Genomic DNA, 19,477 nt, shown 5'->3' on the forward strand with positions numbered 1-19,477 from the left:
GGACTTTGCGCCGGAGCACGGTGTGGTCACCGCCTGGACCACGCCAGCCAGCGGCCCGCCAGATGTTTCCAGGATGAGGTGAGCTTTGTCCGCCGATAGGCGTCGCCGGCCATTTTTATGCCTTGTGCCTGCGTCGGGAAAGGGTGGATGACGTCGGCCAGCGCGTGCAATCCCATGCCCGACTTGATCGCCAGCGACACCGCATTGATCATCTCGCCCGCATGACTGGCGACGATCGTGGCACCCAGGATGCGGTCGGACCCCTCCCTGACGTGGATTTTGGCGAAACCCTCCTCCTCGCCGTCCATGACTGCGCGGGCGACGTCGTGCATCAGCACCGTATAGGTCTTGACCGGGATGCCGTTCTGGCGCGCCTCCGTTGGATAGAGGCCGACATGGGCGATCTCCGGATCGGTGTAGGTGCACCACGGAATAATCAGTTCGCTTAGTTTCCTGCGTCCGAGAAACAGGGCATTGCCCACAACAATCCGCGCCGTCGCTTCGGCTGTATGGGTGAATTTGTATGCGAGGCAGACGTCGCCCGCCGCATAGATGCGCGGATTGGTGGTTCTCAGGTAATCGTCCACTTTGATGCCGGTGGCGTCGTACGCCACCCCGGCGTTCTCCAGGTCGAGCCCGTCGACATTGGGCGAACGGCCGATGCCGGTGATGATCTCGTCGACGGAAACCGTCATCGTGTCGCCGTCGCACACAAGGTCGGCGAGCTTCTTGCCGCCTTCTGAACGCACCGCCACCGCCTCGGTATTCAGGCGAACCTCGACCCCTTCGCGCGCCAGCGCGTCGGAAAGGATCTGGGCGGCGTCGCGTTCCTCGCCGGGCAGAAACATCGGCTCCCGCTGCACCAGGATGACGCTAGCACCGAGCAGGCAGAAGGCCTGCGCCGCCTCGCACCCGAGCGGTCCGCCGCCAATGACCAGAAGCCGTTTCGGGCACTCAGTGAGATCGAACATCGTTTCGTTGCTGAGATAGCCGGCCTCGGTGAGGCCCGGAATCGTCGGCAGGGCCGGACGCGCGCCCGTCGCAACCAGCGCCTTCTTGAAACGCAGAGTCTTCCCGGCAACCGTGACCTCGTCCGGCCCGGAAAAACGTGCTTCGCCGAAGTAGAGGTCGATGCCTGCGGAAACCACGCTCGCAGCCGAATCGGCGCGGCTGATCCGCTGCCGGATCTGCCGCATCCGCGTCATTGCCCGCTGAAAGTCGATGCGAAGACGGTCCGGCGTGTCGCCGCCAAGATTTTCGGCATCGCGCATATCGGCATAGAGCCTGGCCGTGCGGATGATCGCTTTTGACGGGATGCAGCCGACATTGATGCAGGTGCCGCCGATCAGCCCGCGCTCGATCAGCGCGACTTTCGCACCGAGGTTTGCCGCCTCGCTGGCAGCGGTCAAGCCGGCCGGCCCGGCGCCGATGACGAGGAGATTGTATGGGCCATTGGGCTCAGGGTTCTTCCACAGCGGTGGATGGGCACCCCTGATCAGCTCGATGTCATTGCGATCGACAGGGAAGGCGGTGGCCATGGTCCGGTCACGCGACATCGCCACCACCTGACGCCGGGCTTGCCGGCTTAGATAGCCAACCCCCGCTGAATCCGGCTCTGCCCAGGCCGCGGCGGATGTGCGGGTTGGACCGCATCAGTTCCCAGATCAGGCGCGACCGATGGTTCTCGATCATCATCACCACGATGCCCTGATCCAACCCGAAATGGCCTTCCGACACCCAGCCGTTGCGGCCGAATTTTCGCCGGTTGGCCAGTGTCGGATTGAAGCCGCTCGGCAGCCGGAAATTGTCAATCACCTCGGGGTAGCGGTCCCTGAGATGGCGCAAGGCCGCCAGGCAGATATCCGGCGCGAAGGGCAGCGACGCCAGACAGGACCATGGGGCGATCGTTCCATCGTCCGGCCCGAAAGGCGCGCCGCGCGCGGCATAGCCGGAAAACCGGCGACGCTGTCGCTGTACGCTGGCACGAAAGCTGCCAGGTCCGTCGCCCGCCGAAAGTCCCCACAGGTTCGCGTCGTAGCCGCCGTAGCCGTAGGGATTGTGGCGCGCATAGTCGCGGTGCAGGTACGTCGAACGGCGGCTGTTTTCGAAATAGTCCGAGTTCTTCTCACGCATGAATGCGTCGCGGATGCCGGCGAAGTCGATCCAGGCATGCGAGAACTGGTGCATGAACAGGGGACCGCCATAGAGCACGTCGTAGCCGTAGATGTTTTCCCACTGATAGGTCGCCGTCCAACCCTCGTAGCTGTCGTCCGAGGTCGGGTTGTCGGGCGAGGCCATCGACAGCACGTAGAGGATCGTCGCTTCGTTGTAGCCTTCCCAGCCATAGTGGAGAAAGCCGCTCTTCGGCTTCCAGCCCTGCCGGAGCGTCGGGCTCGAGCCTTGCGCCCACCGCCAGTCGACGCGCCGGTAGAGCGCCTCGGCCAGTTGGCGGATTTCGGCTTCGTCGCCGTCGTCGTCGGAGAAATAGGCGCCTGCCACGAGCATGCCTGATATCAGCAATGCCGTATCCACCATCGACAGTTCGCAGCGCCAGACGCGCAGGCCGGTTCGCATGTCGAGGAAATGGTAGTAAAAACCCTTGTGGCCGGTGACCTCGTCGCCATTGCCTTGCCGGCTCGTCGAGAAGAAGCGCAACGCCGCAAGCGTCAGCTTCACGGCCACATCGCGCGCCATCCAGCCGCGCTCGACGCCGATTGGGTAGCAGGACAGCGCGAAACCGACGACAGCGATGCTGGCCGGCGAATTCGGCCGCGACGTATCGGCGACCAGTCCGTTTTCCGGGTTCACGTTCTCGATGAAATAATCGAAGGCGGCGCGCTGATAGCGCTCCAGAAGCTCGTCGTCGGACAGCACGGCAGGTTCGACCTTAAGCAAAAGAAGCAAGCTCCCGCCCGATTGCTGCGGCATCCGTCAGTTGCCAAGCGGTGGCATAGCACCGGCAGGTCATTGCCGAACTGTCACGCCGTGTCATGGCTTTCCCCGCATAGCTTTGTTGCGTCTCCGTCGATTCGAAGTCTGGGATTATACGCCGCTGCGCACCCGTTCGTTGCACCGTCACGCGGAATTGAGATGCGTCCTGCTTAGTAGGTGGCGCGGCCGCTGGAAAAGTCGAACATGGCGGCCGTCGTGAACGAGCACTCCTCCGAGGCGATCCGCAGAGGTAGTGGCACTCGTCGATCTCGCCAACGCGGGCCATCTGTATCTTTGGCAGTATGAAGTCGATGTGCTGCCGGGCGCCTCTCCGCAAATGCCTCGCTGTAAGACAAGGTGACCGGATTTGCCATTGAGCGCCGGGCACGATAGGTTATATTGCGCTGCACAATGGAGACGCCGTTTATTGCACGCCCATGTTTACGAAAATTCCGGCCGGCTCATGGCTTGCCGGCCGTGGGTCGTGCCGGCGGGACTCTGAGATGAAGATTCCAAAGTCGTTGCTGATCGATCCCGAGAAAAACTCGGTCTATGGCGCCTTTGCCGTGGCCGTGTCGATCTGGGCATTTTCCTACTCCGTCATTTTCGGCCAGGTGCTGATTCTCGCCTATTATGCGGTCTGGCTTCCGCTCATCCTGGTCGATTACCGGCGGTTTATGCGCCAACTGTCCAGCGCCTGGCTGCCGTTGCTGTTTGCGGCCTATGTCTGCTCCTCCGTCGTCTGGTCGCAGGCGCCCGGCGTCACGGCGAGAACGGCCGTCCAGTATTTTTCCCATATAGCCTGCGCCTATGTCGCTGCGCGCACCGTCAGCGTGCGCACGCTGACCATAGGTGCTCTGGTCGGGATATTCGTCGTCCTCATCTATTCGCTGAAGGTCGCGAATTATTCCGAGGACGTTCTGGATGGCACTGTCAACTTTGTCGGCGCCTTCGCTTCCAAGAACCAGATAGGCTTTGTCGGTTCGCTCGGCATCTATTTCTGCGCCGTCTTCCTCGCCTTTTACAGGCGCGGCCGGCTGAGCCTCATCCTGACGGCGCCCGTCGTGCTGCTGTCGGCCTATGTGCTCATCGTCTCGCATTCCGCCACCTCGATGGCCTCGATCCCGGCGGTTCTGGCGCTGGTGGCGCTTCTTGCGATGAGCAAACTTTTGTCACGGCGCTATCGCCGCGTGATCTTCCTGATCGGCGCCGGGCTGCTGGTCGTGGTTGCCTTTGTCGCCTTGAATCTCGGGCTGATGGACTTCGTCCTCGGCATCTTCGGCAAGGATTCAACGTTGACCGGGCGGACCTATCTGTGGGAACAGGGCTGGAATGCCGTGCAGAAATCGCCAATTCTCGGTGTTGGCTATGCCGCCTATTGGGTGCAGGGTTTCGCCGAAGCCGAGCGGCTGTGGAACGAATTCTACATCACCACACGCACCGGGTTCCACTTCCACAACACCTATATCGAAGCCCTCGTCGAACTTGGCTTCGTCGGGGCGACGCTGGTATCGCTGATCATGCTGCGCACGCTCTACGGCCACATTGCCGCTGTGATCTTCAGGACATGGCAGGCGGATTCGGTGATCCTCGCCGGCGTGATGGTGCTGCTGCTGATCCGCTCCTTCGTCGAGGTCGAGATACTCAATCCCTACATCATGGGCTCTTTCCTGATGTATTTCAGCTTCTTCAAGCTGGCGCGAGTGCCCGTTACCCGCACGCGACGGGCGCAGGCCCTGCAGCAGCAGGCAGAGGCCAGGGGAGAGGCCGATTGGCCCCGGCATGCCGGCCGTCCGGCGGCCGCCGATCCGTCATGACCCACCGGCTCGCAGGTTGAAGCAGGCGCTCGTAAAATCGGCAGTGCCGTCCAGGTCATGCGCATTGCCACGGCTCGGCCAACATCAAGCCGCCCAACGCTGATTTCAAATTTTCAGAATTGAGACACGTCCCAACCCATTGAAATGGGTCGAAACACTGGATGGTATGCGGTGCCGGCGCGTCTATTGGCTGGCCAGCGGCGCCAGCTTGACCTTGATCACATCGCCAGGCAGCACCGGCGTATCTTCCTTCGCGGCAATTTCGCTGGTCTTGCCGTCGACGATTCTCACCAGTGTGTAGAGCAGGGTAGGCTCTTCGTTGGTAGCACTGGCGGCCGCCGTCGTGGCAGGATCGGTTGCCTGGGCGATCAGGCCTTTCTGCATATTCGCCTTCAGCGCCGCCTCGTTCAGCTCGGCTTCGGTCTGCTGCCGGTCGGTGGCGAGCCTTGAACTCAAGGTATTCTGGGCATCGATGGCATCCTGCGTAGCCTTGCTGATCGCCTGTTTGGCGGTGAGGATGGCCGTTTCGTAGTCCAGGATCTTGCCCTGCAGATCGGCAACGTTTTGGCGCGAATCCAGCAGTCGGGCGTTGGCGATCAGGCCTTTCTGCGCCAGCGGGCCGATGCTGGTGAGTTGCTGCTGCGCCAGATCGACCTGCTGCTGCTGGTTGACGATCTTCTTCTGCAGGGATTCGATCTCGGACTGTAGAACCCTCTTCAGCTCGTCGAGCGCCTCGAGTTTCAGCTTTAGCGCTTTTTGGTCGGCCGTCAGGATCGTCATCTCGTCGGCGACGATGGCTGGCAGTCTCGGATCGCCCTCGACCTCCTTCGGTACGTCGAAACTTGTCTTGCCGGTCATGTCCGCGTCGATGCGGGCGCGCTTGACGATTAGCCGAATGCGCAAGTCGTCAGAGATATCGAAGTTACCCTTGGCTGTGACCAGATCCTTGCCTAGCTGAGGACCATAGTCGGGGTTTCGCCTGATGCCACCGGCGACGCTGATCGCCTGCAACACTGTCAGGTCGGGCACATAAGGAAATTTGCCGGGGTTCTGTACTTCGCCCGAAATGTAGAATGGCCGGAACTGCGCCATTTCGACCGAGGCTTCCGGCCTATCCGACAGAGCGAGCTTGCGTTGCAGCGCCTCACCGATCGTCGTTGCGATTTCGGACGTGGTCTTGCCTGCTGCCGGCACTTCGCCGACGAACGGCACCGACAGCGTGCCCGATGGACCGACCGTGTACTCGCCATTCACCGCCGACCAGTCACGAAACGTGCCTTCCACGGTCTGCCATTCGGCAACTCGAATGGTGAGTTTGTCCTGCGAGCCGAGGCGGTAGTCGCCTGCGACGGCGATGTGGGGGACGACGAGCGACATGGCGAGGCATGTGGCCAGCAAACGCGCCCGCCGCAGGCGGCCGGAAACCGGGCTGCTGCGAAGGGCTTCGAACATATCTTTTTTCAACTGAACATTCCGATCCGCTTTAGCCCCATCGCCCGATGAGCTTGCGTCGAATGGCCGGCGCCAATATCTGGCGTTGGCCACCGGCCGGTCAGTAAGAGCCGCGCGACATCCAGACGGCCGGGACGGTCTTGATGATGATGCGAACGTCCTCGAACAGCGACCAGTTCTCGACATAGTGGCGGTCGAAGGCGACGCGGCTGTCATAGGACACATCGTTGCGCCCGCTGACCTGCCACAGGCCGGTCAGGCCCGGGCGAGATTTCAGGTAGTAGACCGCTGACGTGCCATAGATTTCCAGCTCGTCGCGCACGACCGGACGAGGGCCGACTAGGCTCATGTCGCCCTGCAGGATGTTGATGATCTGCGGCAGTTCATCCAGGCTGAGTTTCCTCAGTACGGCTCCGACACGGGTGACGCGCGGGTCGTTCTTCAGCTTGCGGGTCGCGATCCACTCGGCGTTGGCGTCCGGGTTGGTGGCGAGATAGGCCGCCAGCACCTTGTCGCCGTCCGGAACCATGGTGCGGAACTTCAGGCACGAAAAAATCCGCCCGCCGCGCCCGATTCGCCTGTGGCCGTAGAAGATCGAGCCGCCGTCGGAAAACTTGACGAGCAGCGCTATCATGACGAACAGTGGGCTGAGAGCGATCAAGCCAATCAGTGAACCGGTAATGTCGAAACTGCGTTTGAGCAGGCCGCCGATCGGCGGCGGAAAATCGATGTCAGCCTGCGAAAAGCCCGCTGTGGCCGACTTGGCAACATCCCTCATGCCATAAACTCCATGCGTTGAACGAATGGTTCGCGGCAAGATACCAAAAAAATGTTGCAGCGCAACACACAATTTCCAACCGCATTGAAATAGTCGCGTCATGAATTGACCAAATAATAAGCTAGTCATGCACAAATTTCGGCGTACTTAGCACATTTGTGACAAGAAATGGGCATAGTCGGAAAAATACCGACATTTGTAGGGCGGTTTTTAGGCAAGCCTACCTGCCGACCAAGGTGCGGCGCATGTTAGTGCTTTAGCGCTAGGCGGTGCTTGGACAAAACCATCTAAAATACTACTCAATATTGGCTATTCTACTGAAAAATGCTGATGGCGGGAGATCGGCTTGAATCTCGTTGCGTGCGTTGCAGCATGGCGGAGTCGATCGCAAAAGCCCGATGAAAAATATCCGGAGTTGCCCTTGCCGCCTACTGCTCGTCTTAATAGAATTGCAAATTAAGGGCGACCTTAACAAGCCCACATGACAAGGGACGGCGCTCGGGTGGGGCAAAACGTTATATGTACCCGAGCCGGTTTATGGGCTGTTGGGTATGGCACTTCCAAAATTCATCCTCGGGATGATTTTCGCTCTGGCTATCGTGGCCGGCTGGTCCTGGCTGGGCGGCGCATCGATAGGCACAATACTGGTGCGCGTCATCATCTGCGCGGTTGTCATCCAGGCGGGTTACTTCGTGCTCGTCTATGCCATGATCGCCAGGAGCCCGCCGACGCCGGCCGACATGGCTCGTGACGCTGAGCGAAAACTGAATGCGCCCGAAGTTGCCGAAGGCGAGAAGCTGAGCGCAAGGCGCGGCCTGCACTAGTCGCGGCTTATCAGCCTTACGCCACGTTGGCGGGTTCGCTCTCCGGCTGTTCCCCCCGACGGCATCCTCGACGACCGGCTGCCGGTTTTTCTTCAGCCGCTGATATTGGCTTCGGCGATACGGCCGCATGGTAGCCTTTTATGGGTCAAGGCTGTTTATCATCTGTCGATCAATTGCAGGTTTGTCGGCGTCACCCCATGTGAGCCACGCCCAAACCCCGAGATCTTTTGAGCCGATTCCTTGTGCGTAGGGCAGGCGATCTCGGTAACGCTCTGGCTGCAGAATTCCGCACTGCAAAAGGAAGGGCTTTACGGCATCGAGGTTTTTGGTGATGCTTGCTTCGCAACTGCAGCATACGCGTCGCGCAACCGCTTTCTTTGGGAGACTGTGCGCCAAAGTGGCCTTGCCGGATGGTTCATACGAAGGATTGCGCGCCGCCGACTGTGACGACGAGGTGGCCTGTGTGCAGGCCTGCTTTCGCCGGGCCGGACGCCGACTCCGGCGACGTGCCTACGCCTTGGTCCGCTTCCTCGGCGAACAGCATATGACTCGCGGCGACGGCAAGTACGGGGCGAGGGCAAAGCGATATCACCTGTACGAGAGGCAAATCCATGTCGATGACGAAATCCGAGGTCTGCGTGATCATCGCGGCAAGAAACGCGGCAGCGACGATCGCTGTCGCTATCGCGTCCGCGTTGCGTGAGGCGGAAGTGGCGGAGGTCGTCGTCGTCGATGACGCATCCACCGACGACACCGCTGATGTCGCGCGATCCGCAGACGATGGTAGCGGGCGGCTCAAGGTGATGCGCCTCGATATCAATCGCGGCCCCTCCTTTGCCCGCAACGCAGCCATCGCCGGCTCGAAATCGCCGTTCATCAGCATTCTTGATGCCGACGATTTTTTCCTTGAAGGCCGATTTCGCAACCTGTTCGCCGGCGCCGATTGGGATTTCGCGGCAGACAACATCATGCTGATCAGGGATGACGCGACAGGCGATGCGACGAAAATCGTCGCGCCGCAGTTTGCCGCCGATCCGGAATTCCTCGATTTCGAGCGCTTCGTCGAAGGCAACATCTCCAGACGCCGCGTGCAAAGGGGTGAACTGGGCTTTTTGAAGCCGGTGATCAGCCGCGCCTTCCTCGACCGCCATGGCTTGCGCTACGACGAGGGCCTGCGGCTGGGCGAGGACTATGAACTCTACGCCCGCGCGGTCGCCCGTGGGGCGCGGTTCAAGGTCATTCGCTCCTGCGGCTACGGCGCCATCGTCCGCGCCGATTCGCTGAGCGGCCGCCACAAGACGCAGGATCTGAAGCGTCTGGCCGATGCGGACCTGGCGCTGCTGGCGATCGACACCCTGCCGGAAGGCTCGAAAGCGGTGCTGCGGCGGCATGAGCGGCACGTGCGCGACAAGTACCGGCTGCGCAATTTCCTCGACGTCAAGGCCGAGCGGGGGCTGGCATCGGCCGCTGCCTACGCCTTATCAAGCCAATCCAACCTCGTTCCTATCGTGCAGGGCGTCGCTTCCGACAAGCTTGAGGCGCTGTTTCGCCGTGTTGGCCTCGTGTCCAGGCAGAAGCACGTGCCGCCGCTGCGTTTTCTGATGGCCGGAACCAGCATGGGCGAGCAACGTTGACAGCGGCGCCGATCAGGCGCGATCTATTCACCGAGGGCACGTTCATCACGCAAACCATTTCGGCCGGATTTATGAGTTTACGAATTGGGTGGTTGCCTGTCGGCTCCGACGATGGCAGTCTATGGTGCGGTGCAGCAAATTGGATGACCAGCCGAACTGGCCCCCGATCGGATTGGTCTGATGTCTCCTTGATTGGAGCAGGACAATGCGACACGAGTTTTCTGAGCCCCGGCTGCGGGGATCGGCCAGAAGCCCGGCCCAAAAGCCGGCGATAACGGGAATCTGAGTTCATGGCCTCGATATTCGGTTTCAGATCAAGGGATCCGGCCCGCGACCGGCAGACCGACGTTTCGCGCCTTGATCGCCTGGCAAAGCTGTTCGAGCAGATCGCGGCCGAGATCGAGTCCGAGAAAGCCGGGCTTGAGAATCGCTACCGGACCAAGGCGACCAATGCCGCCTTCCTGATCGAAGCGATGGAAAATGGCTCCGCCTCCGACAAGCGGTCTTCGGAAGTCAGCGCGCTGACGCAGTCGATCCTGAATTGCGAACGCCGCATCGCGGCGCTGTCGCGCCAGGACGGCATGATGAAAGACCTCCGTCATTCGCTGCATATGGTCTTCGATGACAATGCCGGCTCGGAAATTGCGGCCAAAGTCGCCAGGCCCGCAGGCGCCAGCAGAGGTTGATGGTGACGGCTCGGAACTGTTCAACGGATTTGATGCAAGGCAGGAAAAGCAATTCGGGAGGGTCACAAAAGCAGGTCAAGGTTGCCCGTTTCAGGAGCGGTTCGAACGTCGACTTTGGGTTGGGGACGCGCAGCGCAAAGGTGAGTTTGATATGAATTCGGATCCGAAACCTACGTCCACGACAGCATTTGGCGCACCGCCGCTCGCACAGCGGACCGCGCAAGCCAGCCGGCGGCGATTGCGTTCGCTCAGTGCCTTGCTGCTGGCTGCTCTTGGAAGTTTCCTGGTAACCCCCTCCTATGCGCAGGACATTCCGACATCGCCGTCCTTTGTCGACGATTTCAAAAGCTTCGATCGTGCTCGCTGGTATGTTTCCGACGGCTGGAGCAATGGCAGCCATCAGAATTGCACCTGGTCGAAGCGACAGGTCAGCCTTTCGGACGGGGTGCTGTCGCTGGGCTTCGAGAAGCAGCAACTGAAAAACCGTGAGTTTGCCTGCGGCGAGGTCCAGACCAAGCAGCGTTTCGGCTACGGCACCTACGAGGCGCGGATGAAGACTGATACCGGCTCCGGCCTCAATGCGGCGTTCTTCTCCTATATCGGTCCATCCGACAAGCAGCCTTGGGATGAGATCGATTTCGAGGTCCTGACCAAGAACACTTCCAAGGTGCAGGTCAACGCCTATATTGCGGGCAAGGGCAAGAACGAGAAGCTGGTCGACGTGCCGGGTGGCACCGAGAGTGCTTTTAACGATTACGCCTTCGTCTGGCACAAGGACAGTTTGCGCTGGTACGTGAATGGTCAACTGGTCAACACCATCACCGATCCGGCGAAATTGCCGACCCATGCGCAGAAGATATTCTTCAGCTTCTGGGGCAGCGATACGATGACCGGCTGGATGGGCGCTTTCACGGATCCGGGCCGCAAACTTTCGCTGCAAATCGACCGCGTCGCATTCACGGCCCAGGGTGACCCCTGTCAATTTCCGGAATCGCTGGCATGCAGTGTAAAGTAGTTGGGAAAGTCGTGTTGAACTGGCCGGGCCGAAAACGGCCCGCTGCCTTGCATGGGAACGAAACCGAATGAATTTGACGGTGTTTGGAATTGGCTATGTTGGCCTCGTACAGGCGGCGGTACTTGCCGAAGTCGGGCACCAGGTGGTGTGCGTCGACATAGACGCCGCCAAGGTCGAGCGGCTCAATCAGGGCCTGGTTCCCATCTTCGAACCTGGACTGGAAAGCCTCGTCAGGGAGAACCACGCCGCCGGCCGAATCAAGTTCACCACCGATGCCGCCGCTGCCGTCAGGCATGGCGAGATTCAGATGATCGCGGTCGGCACGCCGCCCGGCGAGGACGGCTCGGCCGACCTCAAATATGTGCTGGCCGTCGCCGAGACCATCGGCCGCGAGATGGACAAATCCAAGATCGTCGTCGGCAAGTCGACGGTGCCGGTCGGCACCTGCGAAAAGGTCAAGGCCAGGATCGCCGAAACGCTGAAGAAGCGAGGCCGCGAGGATCTGACCTTCGATGTCGCTTCCAACCCGGAATTCCTCAAGGAAGGGTCCGCGGTCGCCGACTGCATGAAGCCGGATCGGATCATCGTCGGCACCGGCAGCGAGGACACCGAGGCGGTGATGCGCGAACTCTATGCGCCGTTCAACCGCAACCACGAGAAGATGATCGTGATGGACGTGCGCAGCGCCGAATTCACCAAATATGCCGCCAATTGCATGCTGGCGACCAAGATCAGCTTCATGAACGAGATGGCCAATTTGGCCGAGCAGCTCGGCGCCGACATCGAGGAGGTCCGCAAGGGCATCGGCAGCGATCCGCGCATCGGCTACCATTTCATCTATCCGGGTCTTGGTTATGGCGGCTCCTGCTTCCCAAAGGACGTGCGCGCGCTGATCAAGACCGCCGAAGGCGTCCAGTTCGATGCCAAGCTGCTGCGCGCGGTCGAGGAGCGCAACAACGCACAGAAATCGGTTCTCTTCGACAAGGTGGACCGCTATTTCAAGGGCAACCTCAAGGGCAGGACCTTTGCGCTGTGGGGTCTCGCCTTCAAGCCCGACACCGACGACATGCGCGAGGCTCCGGCGCGCACGCTGATGGAAGCGCTGTGGAAGGCCGGCGCCAATGTGCAAGCCTATGATCCCGAGGCGATGCAGGAATGCCAGGCCATCTACGGGCTGCGCGACGACCTGCTTCTGTGCGGCACCAAGGAGGCGGCACTGCGCGGCGCCGATGCGCTGCTGATCGCCACCGAATGGAAGAGTTTCCGCGCGCCGTCCTTCGACGCGCTGCGAGATGCACTGACCACACCGATCATCTTCGACGGCCGCAACCTCTATGACCCCAAGGTCATCGCCCGCCATGGCATCGAATATCACTCGATCGGCAGAATGGCGGCGTGACGGGAGGGCGGCACAACAAGGAGCCAGGTCCATGAAAGTTCTGTTTGCAGGCGGCAGCGGCTACACGCCGCAATTCAGCGGCGGCGTGCAGTCGAGCACCCACCATCTGGTGGAACAATTGCGCGAGAACGGTCATGATGCTTCCGTTCTGGCGGCGCTGTTCGGCGATGGCATGTTCGGCTTCAGGGCGCGCGCCAAGATGAAGCTCCTTCGTCAGCGCGCCGTCATCGACACTTTCCCGGGCTATCCGGTGGTGCGGGCATGGTTTCCCTGGGAAGCGGTCGGCTTTGCGGTCGAAAAGCTGAGGCCGGATGTTGCCGTGGTGCAATGCCACAACTCGGTTCCGATCGGCAGGGCACTGCAGGCCGAAGGCGTGCCCGTCGTCGTCTATCTGAGGAATGTCGAATTCCGCGAACTGGCCGGCGACCTGCGCGACCTGCATTCGGCGCTCTATATCGCCAATTCCGAGTTCACGGCGCGCACCTACAAGGCAAAATTCGATATCGATTCGACGGTCATTCCGCCGACCATCAATCCCGCGTTCTACTGCACACCGACGACCGGTGAATTTGTCACGCTCATCAATCCCTATGAGGAAAAAGGCTTCGACCTTGCAGTCCGCATTGCCGCCGCCTGTCCTGAGATCCCATTCCTGTTCGTCGAAAGCTGGAAGCTCGATGACGATCATCGGGCCCGGATCGAAGCGACGATTTCTCCATTGCAAAACGTCAAGCTGGAAGGCCGCACCAGTGACATGAAGACGGTCTACGGCCGCACGAAGATCCTGCTTGCACCCAGCAAATGGGAAGAGGCCTGGGGCAGGGTAGCCTCGGAAGCGCATTGCAGCGGCATTCCCGTGGTCGGCTCACGTCGCGGCGGTCTGCCGGAAGCGATCGGCTCCGGCGGCGTGGTGCTGGACTACGACGCACCGCTTGCCGACTGGGTCTCGGCCGTCAGACGGCTGTGGAGCGACGAGGCCGAGTACAAGCGTCTATCGGCGGCGGCGACTCAGTTTTCAGAGCGACCGCAAATGAACCCGGACCGTCAGTTCGCTACGTTCATGGACGTTCTCGACAGCGCTCGGCGTGTCGGCCTGGAGCGGGCTGCCTAAGACGCTGTGCGTTGGAATCGATTTACCTGGCGCCCTACGCTGCCGGGCGACTGCAGTCGCATAACGCCCCTGAGCCAGTTCCAGGCCCAGCCATCCGCGGGCAGTCGATTCAAATGCTGCAGTGCAATATTCCTGTGGCAATGCAGCAATCAACGTGTATTCTGCCCGCATACATTAGGGCTGGCGCAACGCGGACCGCTTGGGGTCTAGGGCAAGCCCCAACCTTGCAGGCGGGCTATGCGTGTGGGCTTTGTCGTCGGCGGATTCCCTCTGCTTTCAGAAACCTTCGTCGTGGACCAGATGGCTGGGCTGCTGGCGCGGGGCTTCGATGTTGAGGTCGTCTGCGACAGGACGAAAGGCGACGATCGGATAGACCGGCAAATGGAGCCGATGGCGACGCTGCTCGCCAGAACCCAACATTGGTGGAGATGGGCCGCTGGAATCAGCGAATTTGTACGCCGGCTGCCGCCGCGCCTGCGATACAAGGCGTCGACCGCCCTTGATATGGTTTTCGCACGCCGCCTGAACCACTGTGACGTGATTGTCGCTCACTTCGGACAGAACGGGGAAAGAGCGGCGGCGCTGAAGAAATGGAAGGCCCTCAAACCGCCTATCATAACCATCTTTCACGGCGCGGATGTCGCGATCCCCGCGCGGCAGGCAGTACTTGCGACGCAATACGCTGGGCTAATCAAGCACGGCAGCTTGAACCTGCCGGTCAACGATTTCTTCCGCAGGATGTTGCTGGAAGCCGGTGCGTCTCAGGCAAGCACAACGGTCCATCACATGGGAATCGATCCCCGCGAAATCAGCTATCGCTGGGAATCGTGGGAAGGAACCCAGCTGATCGTGACGACGGTTTGTCGCCTGGTGGAGAAGAAAGGCGTCGAGTTCGCCTTGCGCGCCCTTGCCTCTCTGGCAGCGTCCCATCCTGAGATAGACTGGCGCTACGATATTGTCGGCGACGGTCCATTGCGGGTTGGTTTGGAGCAGCTGGCTGTGGAATTGGGCTTGGCGGGTCGCGTAACATTCCTTGGCAGCCTCCCCCACATGGAGGTGAAAAGACGGCTTCGCACGGCGCATCTCTTCTTGCTTCCAAGCGTCACCGCCAGCGACGGGGACATGGAAGGCATTCCGGTCGCGCTCATGGAGGCCATGGCCGCCGGATTGATTGCGGTCAGCACGCATCACTCGGGAATCCCAGAGCTCATCGAGGATCAGGAGACAGGGTTGCTTGCACCCGAGCGAGACGTTTCAGTGCTTGCCGCCAAGCTTGCCTGGGCAGCCGAACATCCGCAGGAATGCGAACGCATCGCAGTTGCCGCGCGCCGCAAGGTCGAGGACGACTTCAACGCCGATGTTCTGAATGAACGTTTTGCACAAATGGTTGCCCAACTGGCCACGCCGGCCTCTGCACCTGAACCCGCCAAGCATGCCGGCGCTGCCGAGGTCCTGGCGAGTCCTTCATCTGCGGGCCTTGGTGGTTGATCGTCAGACACGCCAAATTGCCGGAAATCTTGCTCCGCCGCACCAAAAATGTTGCAGTGCAGCAAAGCCTGTACTAATGTCCGTCCCGGGTGGCCAACAGCGGTAGAATTCTATGCTGCATGTCTCGTGCCTTGGGCACGATGTTTTCGGCCCGGCCGTCGTCGGGCGCGCACCGGCTCCCAGTGCGGTTGACCTGCAGCCACCTTGCGAGGTTTCCGTGCCCCCTGCCGGTCCCCATGCCGGGCGGTTCACAACGGGCTGCTTGATCGGTATTCGCATGAATGCATCCTGCCGATGAAGATTTGCTTCGTAGTCGACAAGTTCCCCTCATTGTCGGAGACGTTCGTTCTCGACCAGATAGCCGGGTGCCTTGAGCGCGGCATGGAAGTCGGAGTCGTCTGCAATGAGATGTCCTTTGGCAAGGACGCCAATATCGACGATTCGCGCTGGCACGCGCTGCCGGGAAAGGTCGTATGCTGGTGGGGTCGCCTAGCTCGCTATCGCCCACTGCTCAGGAAGTGGTCTGGCAGGTTCTGGGATAAACTCTCGACCGCCATCGACATTGCTCATGCGCATAGGTTGCAGAATGCCGACGTGATCGTCGCCCATTTTGGCAACAACGGCATGCGCGTGGCCCGCGCTATTAAACGAGGCAGGATTTCCGCTCCCCTTATGACGATATTTCATGGCCGCGATGTCGGCGAGCCGCTGCATGACGATACACTCTCGCGCTACAAGATTGTGTTCGAGAAGGGCGCTCTTCAACTGCCGGTGAATGCGTTTTTCCGCGATGCCTTGATCGACGTTGGTGCACCGCCGACGCAGGTTATGGTTCACCATATGGGCGTGCGGCCGAGCGAGATCGGCTATCGGTGGCGTTCATGGGAGCAAGCCACGCTATCTTTCATCTCGGTCTGCCGCCTGACAGAAAAAAAGGGCATCGAATATGCGCTTCGCGCGCTCGCCAGCCTGCCGCGGCGCAATTGGGTCTATTCGGTGATCGGAGGCGGAGAACTTCTGGAGGAGCTGAAGGGGATCGCCGCAAATCTCGGCATCGCCGACAGGGTGACTTTTCTTGGCCCGCGTCCGCACAGCGAAGTGAAGCAGCGTCTGCGCAATGCCCATGTGTTCCTGCTGCCTAGCGTCACTGCGCGCGATGGCGATCTGGAAGGCATTCCGGTTTCACTGATGGAGGCTATGGCCGCCGGCCTGACGGTGGTCAGCACATATCACTCGGGGATTCCCGAACTGATCGAGGATCAAAAGACAGGTTTTCTGGCTCCCGAGCGAGACGTCGCGGCGCTGACTTGCAAACTTGCCTGGATCGCCGAGAATCCGAAGCCCTGCGAGCAAATTGCCCTCGCCGCGCGCAAGAAGATCGAGGCGGACTTCAACGCAGATGTGCTGAACGAACGTTTCGCACAGATCGCCGAGCAGCTTGGCGAAACGAGGGTCGGTTCATGAATGTCAATCCGCCGCCCCCTCATTTTGGTCGTGTCGCCCTTCGTGGCGGGTTGGTAACGATCGGTGCGCAGGGCTTCAAGATGGCGATCCAGTTTCTCTCCGTCATCGTGCTCGCCCGTCTGCTCGTTCCCGAGGATTTCGGCCTGGTGGCTTCCGTCGGGCCGATCGTGGCCTTTGTTGGTTTGCTTCAAAACCTGGGCCTCCAGCAGGCTGTGGTTCAGCGCAAGGACATCAGCGACCAGCAGCTCAACCAGGTTTTCTGGATCAGTGCGCTCGTCGGGCTGGGCAGTGCCGTGGTAGTGGCCGGCATGGCGCCCGCGATTGCCGCTTTCTACGGCGATCAGCGCATGTCCGGCATTACCCTTGGCTCCGCCTTGCCGCTGCTCCTCGGCAGTCTTGCCGCGGTGCCGCTGGCATTGATGAATCGCCACCTGCAATTCGGCCAGCTCGCCGTGAATGATGTGATAAGTGCCGCCGCCGGACTTCTGGCCGCTGCGGTCGCAGCCTATGCGGGGCTTGGCTACTGGTCGCTGGTCATCGGCCCGGCTGTTTCAGCGGTTGTCGCATTGGCGGCCGCGTGGCGGGTGGCGCGGTGGAAGCCGCTTCGCCCGGATTTGAAAGTCGATGCCGACATATTGTCGTTCGGCGCCAATCTGACGGGCTTCAATCTTGCCAACTTCTTCTCGCGCAATCTCGATAACATTCTCATCGGAAAATATTCCGGCGCGATCGAGCTCGGCTATTACGACCGCGCCTATAAGCTCCTGCTGTTCCCGCTGCAGAACATCAACCAGCCGCTGACGCGCGTGATGGTGCCTCTGCTAAGCCGCATCCATGAGGACAAGGCTCGATTTCGCGACATCTACGTGCGGACCAACTGGATGCTGGCTGCCGTTACCATGCCCGGCATCGCGGCGCTGACGATGACCTCCGATCAGGTCGTGGCGCTTCTCTTCGGCCAGGGTTGGGCGCCGGTGGCGCCGATTTTCGCCTGGCTGGGCATCGCTAGCCTGGTCCAGTCCGTTTCAAGCACCACAGGCTGGATATTCATCTGTCAGGGCAAGACGAAGACCATGTTCCACTGGGGCATCTATTCGTCACTGACGACCGTAGCCGCCTTCATCGTCGGCCTGCACTGGGGTGCCGTCGGCGTTGCCGCGGCCTATGCCATCAGCGGTTACGTGCTGCGCGTTCCCGTGCTTGCCGTGCTGGTCCATCGAGTCGGTCCCGTCACAGCCGCCGACTTTCTGGTCATGCAGGGGCTTTTCATTGCCTCGTCCCTGCTCGCCTGGCACGCGTACTCGTGGTTGCCGGCGTCGCTGACCGGACAGTCAGACCTGCTCGCGGTCTTTCTCGCGATTGCTCTCAATTACGGGATCGGTCTCATTCTCATGCTTGCGGTCGCCCAGTCGCGCCGCGCGTTGTTCACCACCCTGTCCAACGCCGCGCGCAACATCCGCTGAGTGACCGTCGATCAACGGTGCCAGCAGGTTTGTGGCCGACATCGCCGAGGCATGCTCCTCAAGCACGGCCTGAAGGCTGGTCTGGCGATAGAGGTTGAGGTTTGCTGCAAATCTGCCGAGCTTTTCGCCCGCTTCTTCAGGCGTTACCGTGTCGATGTCGAGCAGCACGTCGGCGACACCGATCCGTTTGGCCACTTCCTTGGTCTTGAACTCATAGGCGATTGGCAGCACCGGCGTGCCGACACAAAGCGACATGATCATCATGTGCATACGCGTGGCGACCACGAAGTCGAAGCCTTTCACCAGCGCCATCAACTGTTCCGGCGTGTGAAACGCAGCATCTACGGTCACATGTTTGGCGATCTCCGGATCGAGTTCGGCGACGATCGCCCGCGCGGTCTTGGAATCGTCATGCGCGTATTCCGACACCCCCTGACACGTGGAGACGAACGTCACCTCCTTGCCGTGGTCCCTGACGAGAATCGACGCGATCTCGCGGATCGAATCGAGATAGCGGCGCATGCCGCCTTCGCCATCGCTGACGTAATTCCAGTGGCGGACGGAAATGGCGACACGGCCCGTCGGCGCCGGCGGCTGACCGGAGGCTAGAATTTTCTCGATCCTGTCGGTTTCGGCAAGGGCGAAGACGGCATCGGCCACCACGTGGCATTTGCCGAAATCCTTCACCAGATCCTGGATATGGTTTCTGGACCGTTCGTCACGCAGCAGGATGAGCGGGCTGCGGTCGAAGATCGGGCTCAGTTCCTGGCGGTTGTAACTTTTATTGAACGGGCCGAGGGATTGCGNGACCACGAGATCGGCGCCAGTGTAGATATCGAGGCTGCGACGGTCACTCCGGCTGAAGAAAGCGCCAATCGCGCTGCTCCCGAACCACCGCAGGGCCTGAAGGACAATTTTGTTGTAGATCGGCTTGATCCAGTTCTTCAGTCCATCGCCATTCTTATACCGGAAAAGGGACTCCGACAGCAGCTTGTGAAATTCAAGGTCCGGATAATCCCTTTGCGGGTAAAGCCTCGCCGCGACCTCGGGCTGGCTGTCGAAGATGAAGAATTGCAGGTCGCTCCCGGCGACTGCCTTTAGGATGTGCCGGATCGCTAGCAAAATCGCTGCATCCCCGGTGTTCAGGCAGACTGTGTTTTCGACCACGATCTTCATGGAATTACCTCATATCGTCAGCAGATTCCGCGGCCAGGCCAGCGGTGCTTAAGACGGGGGTGACCGAAAAATGCTGCACGCCAGGACGATCCCGATGCGCTCCGCGTCACGATTTAGGGCGCCGCACCAGGTGACCAACCGCACGGTCCGAGTGGCGCTAAAAGCTAGCCCGAGATTAACGCCTCAATTTTGCAGTGCAACAGAAAAGGTGGATCGTTGCACCAAAAATGTTGCGATGC

At 60.6% G+C, this 19,477-nt stretch carries 14 protein-coding genes and 1 pseudogene; 10 read left to right on the plus strand and 5 right to left on the minus strand.

Annotation, left to right across the window (positions count from 1 at the left end; translation table 11 throughout):
• Window positions 1-26: 26 nt before the first annotated feature.
• The gene (locus X744_RS146670; RefSeq protein WP_023761493.1) at window positions 27-1,556 is read right to left on the minus strand and encodes a mercuric reductase; all 1,530 of its coding nucleotides are present in this window, start codon (window positions 1,554-1,556) and stop codon (window positions 27-29) included.
• A complete protein-coding gene (locus X744_RS146665) occupies window positions 1,546-2,895 on the minus strand; it encodes a glucoamylase family protein (protein ID WP_023761494.1) in 1,350 nt (449 codons plus the stop codon). Before X744_RS146665 ends, X744_RS146670 begins: the two co-directional genes overlap by 11 nt.
• Window positions 2,896-3,434: 539 nt before the next feature.
• Here X744_RS146665 and X744_RS146660 point away from each other — a divergent pair.
• Window positions 3,435-4,748: an O-antigen ligase gene (locus tag X744_RS146660; RefSeq protein WP_023761495.1), complete on the plus strand. Its 1,314-nt coding sequence runs from the start codon at window positions 3,435-3,437 to the stop codon at window positions 4,746-4,748.
• A 183-nt stretch (window positions 4,749-4,931) separates the two neighbouring features.
• Here X744_RS146660 and X744_RS146655 read toward each other — a convergent pair whose 3' ends face one another.
• Window positions 4,932-6,200 (minus strand): polysaccharide biosynthesis/export family protein, encoded by a 1,269-nt coding sequence (locus X744_RS146655; protein ID WP_031260783.1) that lies wholly within the window; start codon window positions 6,198-6,200, stop codon window positions 4,932-4,934.
• A 100-nt stretch (window positions 6,201-6,300) separates the two neighbouring features.
• On the minus strand, window positions 6,301-6,978 hold the full coding sequence (locus X744_RS146650) for a sugar transferase (RefSeq protein ID WP_023761497.1): 678 nt from the start codon (window positions 6,976-6,978) through the stop codon (window positions 6,301-6,303).
• A gap of 551 nt (window positions 6,979-7,529) precedes the next feature.
• On the opposite strand from X744_RS146650, the gene X744_RS146645 reads away from it, so the two are divergent.
• From X744_RS146645 to X744_RS146605, 9 genes are all read left to right on the plus strand, one after another.
• Window positions 7,530-7,802, plus strand: a complete 273-nt coding sequence (locus X744_RS146645; protein WP_023761498.1) for a hypothetical protein — start codon at window positions 7,530-7,532, stop codon at window positions 7,800-7,802.
• 611 nt (window positions 7,803-8,413) lie between these two features.
• Window positions 8,414-9,436 (plus strand): glycosyltransferase, encoded by a 1,023-nt coding sequence (locus X744_RS146640; protein ID WP_023761500.1) that lies wholly within the window; start codon window positions 8,414-8,416, stop codon window positions 9,434-9,436.
• 290 nt (window positions 9,437-9,726) lie between these two features.
• Window positions 9,727-10,122 (plus strand): hypothetical protein, encoded by a 396-nt coding sequence (locus X744_RS146635; protein WP_023761501.1) that lies wholly within the window; start codon window positions 9,727-9,729, stop codon window positions 10,120-10,122.
• 151 nt (window positions 10,123-10,273) lie between these two features.
• Window positions 10,274-11,137 carry a family 16 glycosylhydrolase gene (locus X744_RS146630; RefSeq protein ID WP_023761502.1) on the plus strand — a complete coding sequence of 288 codons (864 nt, stop codon included), beginning with the start codon at window positions 10,274-10,276 and terminating at the stop codon, window positions 11,135-11,137.
• A 67-nt stretch (window positions 11,138-11,204) separates the two neighbouring features.
• Window positions 11,205-12,536: a UDP-glucose/GDP-mannose dehydrogenase family protein gene (locus X744_RS146625; protein WP_023761503.1), complete on the plus strand. Its 1,332-nt coding sequence runs from the start codon at window positions 11,205-11,207 to the stop codon at window positions 12,534-12,536.
• A gap of 31 nt (window positions 12,537-12,567) precedes the next feature.
• Complete coding sequence (locus X744_RS146620) at window positions 12,568-13,647, plus strand: glycosyltransferase (RefSeq protein ID WP_023761504.1); 1,080 nt, start codon at window positions 12,568-12,570, stop codon at window positions 13,645-13,647.
• A 237-nt stretch (window positions 13,648-13,884) separates the two neighbouring features.
• Window positions 13,885-15,135, plus strand: a complete 1,251-nt coding sequence (locus X744_RS146615) for a glycosyltransferase (RefSeq protein ID WP_023761505.1) — start codon at window positions 13,885-13,887, stop codon at window positions 15,133-15,135.
• 294 nt (window positions 15,136-15,429) lie between these two features.
• Window positions 15,430-16,599, plus strand: coding sequence for a glycosyltransferase (locus X744_RS146610; RefSeq protein ID WP_023761506.1), 1,170 nt, complete (start codon window positions 15,430-15,432; stop codon window positions 16,597-16,599).
• On the plus strand, window positions 16,596-18,062 hold the full coding sequence (locus X744_RS146605) for a lipopolysaccharide biosynthesis protein (RefSeq protein ID WP_023761507.1): 1,467 nt from the start codon (window positions 16,596-16,598) through the stop codon (window positions 18,060-18,062). Before X744_RS146610 ends, X744_RS146605 begins: the two co-directional genes overlap by 4 nt.
• 225 nt (window positions 18,063-18,287) lie before the next feature.
• Here X744_RS146605 and X744_RS146600 read toward each other — a convergent pair.
• Window positions 18,288-19,238, minus strand: a pseudogene (locus X744_RS146600) (polysaccharide pyruvyl transferase family protein); the annotation flags it as partial.
• Between the last annotated feature and the right edge of the window lie 239 nt (window positions 19,239-19,477).

It is taken from the genome of Mesorhizobium sp. LNHC252B00, assembly GCF_000502955.1.
GTDB lineage: Bacteria > Pseudomonadota > Alphaproteobacteria > Rhizobiales > Rhizobiaceae > Mesorhizobium.

Bases quoted from the DNA above. Each gene is read 5' to 3' on its own strand.
- X744_RS146670 (WP_023761493.1), bottom strand. From the start codon at position 1,556: ATGTCGCGTGACCGGACCATGGCCACCGCCTTCCCTGTCGATCGCAAT.
- X744_RS146660 (WP_023761495.1), top strand. From the start codon at position 3,435: ATGAAGATTCCAAAGTCGTTGCTGATCGATCCCGAGAAAAACTCGGTC.
- X744_RS146655 (WP_031260783.1), bottom strand. From the start codon at position 6,200: ATGTTCGAAGCCCTTCGCAGCAGCCCGGTTTCCGGCCGCCTGCGGCGG.
- X744_RS146650 (WP_023761497.1), bottom strand. From the start codon at position 6,978: ATGAGGGATGTTGCCAAGTCGGCCACAGCGGGCTTTTCGCAGGCTGAC.
- X744_RS146645 (WP_023761498.1), top strand. From the start codon at position 7,530: ATGGCACTTCCAAAATTCATCCTCGGGATGATTTTCGCTCTGGCTATC.
- X744_RS146640 (WP_023761500.1), top strand. From the start codon at position 8,414: ATGTCGATGACGAAATCCGAGGTCTGCGTGATCATCGCGGCAAGAAAC.
- X744_RS146635 (WP_023761501.1), top strand. From the start codon at position 9,727: ATGGCCTCGATATTCGGTTTCAGATCAAGGGATCCGGCCCGCGACCGG.
- X744_RS146630 (WP_023761502.1), top strand. From the start codon at position 10,274: ATGAATTCGGATCCGAAACCTACGTCCACGACAGCATTTGGCGCACCG.
- X744_RS146625 (WP_023761503.1), top strand. From the start codon at position 11,205: ATGAATTTGACGGTGTTTGGAATTGGCTATGTTGGCCTCGTACAGGCG.
- X744_RS146620 (WP_023761504.1), top strand. From the start codon at position 12,568: ATGAAAGTTCTGTTTGCAGGCGGCAGCGGCTACACGCCGCAATTCAGC.
- X744_RS146615 (WP_023761505.1), top strand. From the start codon at position 13,885: ATGCGTGTGGGCTTTGTCGTCGGCGGATTCCCTCTGCTTTCAGAAACC.
- X744_RS146610 (WP_023761506.1), top strand. From the start codon at position 15,430: ATGAAGATTTGCTTCGTAGTCGACAAGTTCCCCTCATTGTCGGAGACG.
- X744_RS146605 (WP_023761507.1), top strand. From the start codon at position 16,596: ATGAATGTCAATCCGCCGCCCCCTCATTTTGGTCGTGTCGCCCTTCGT.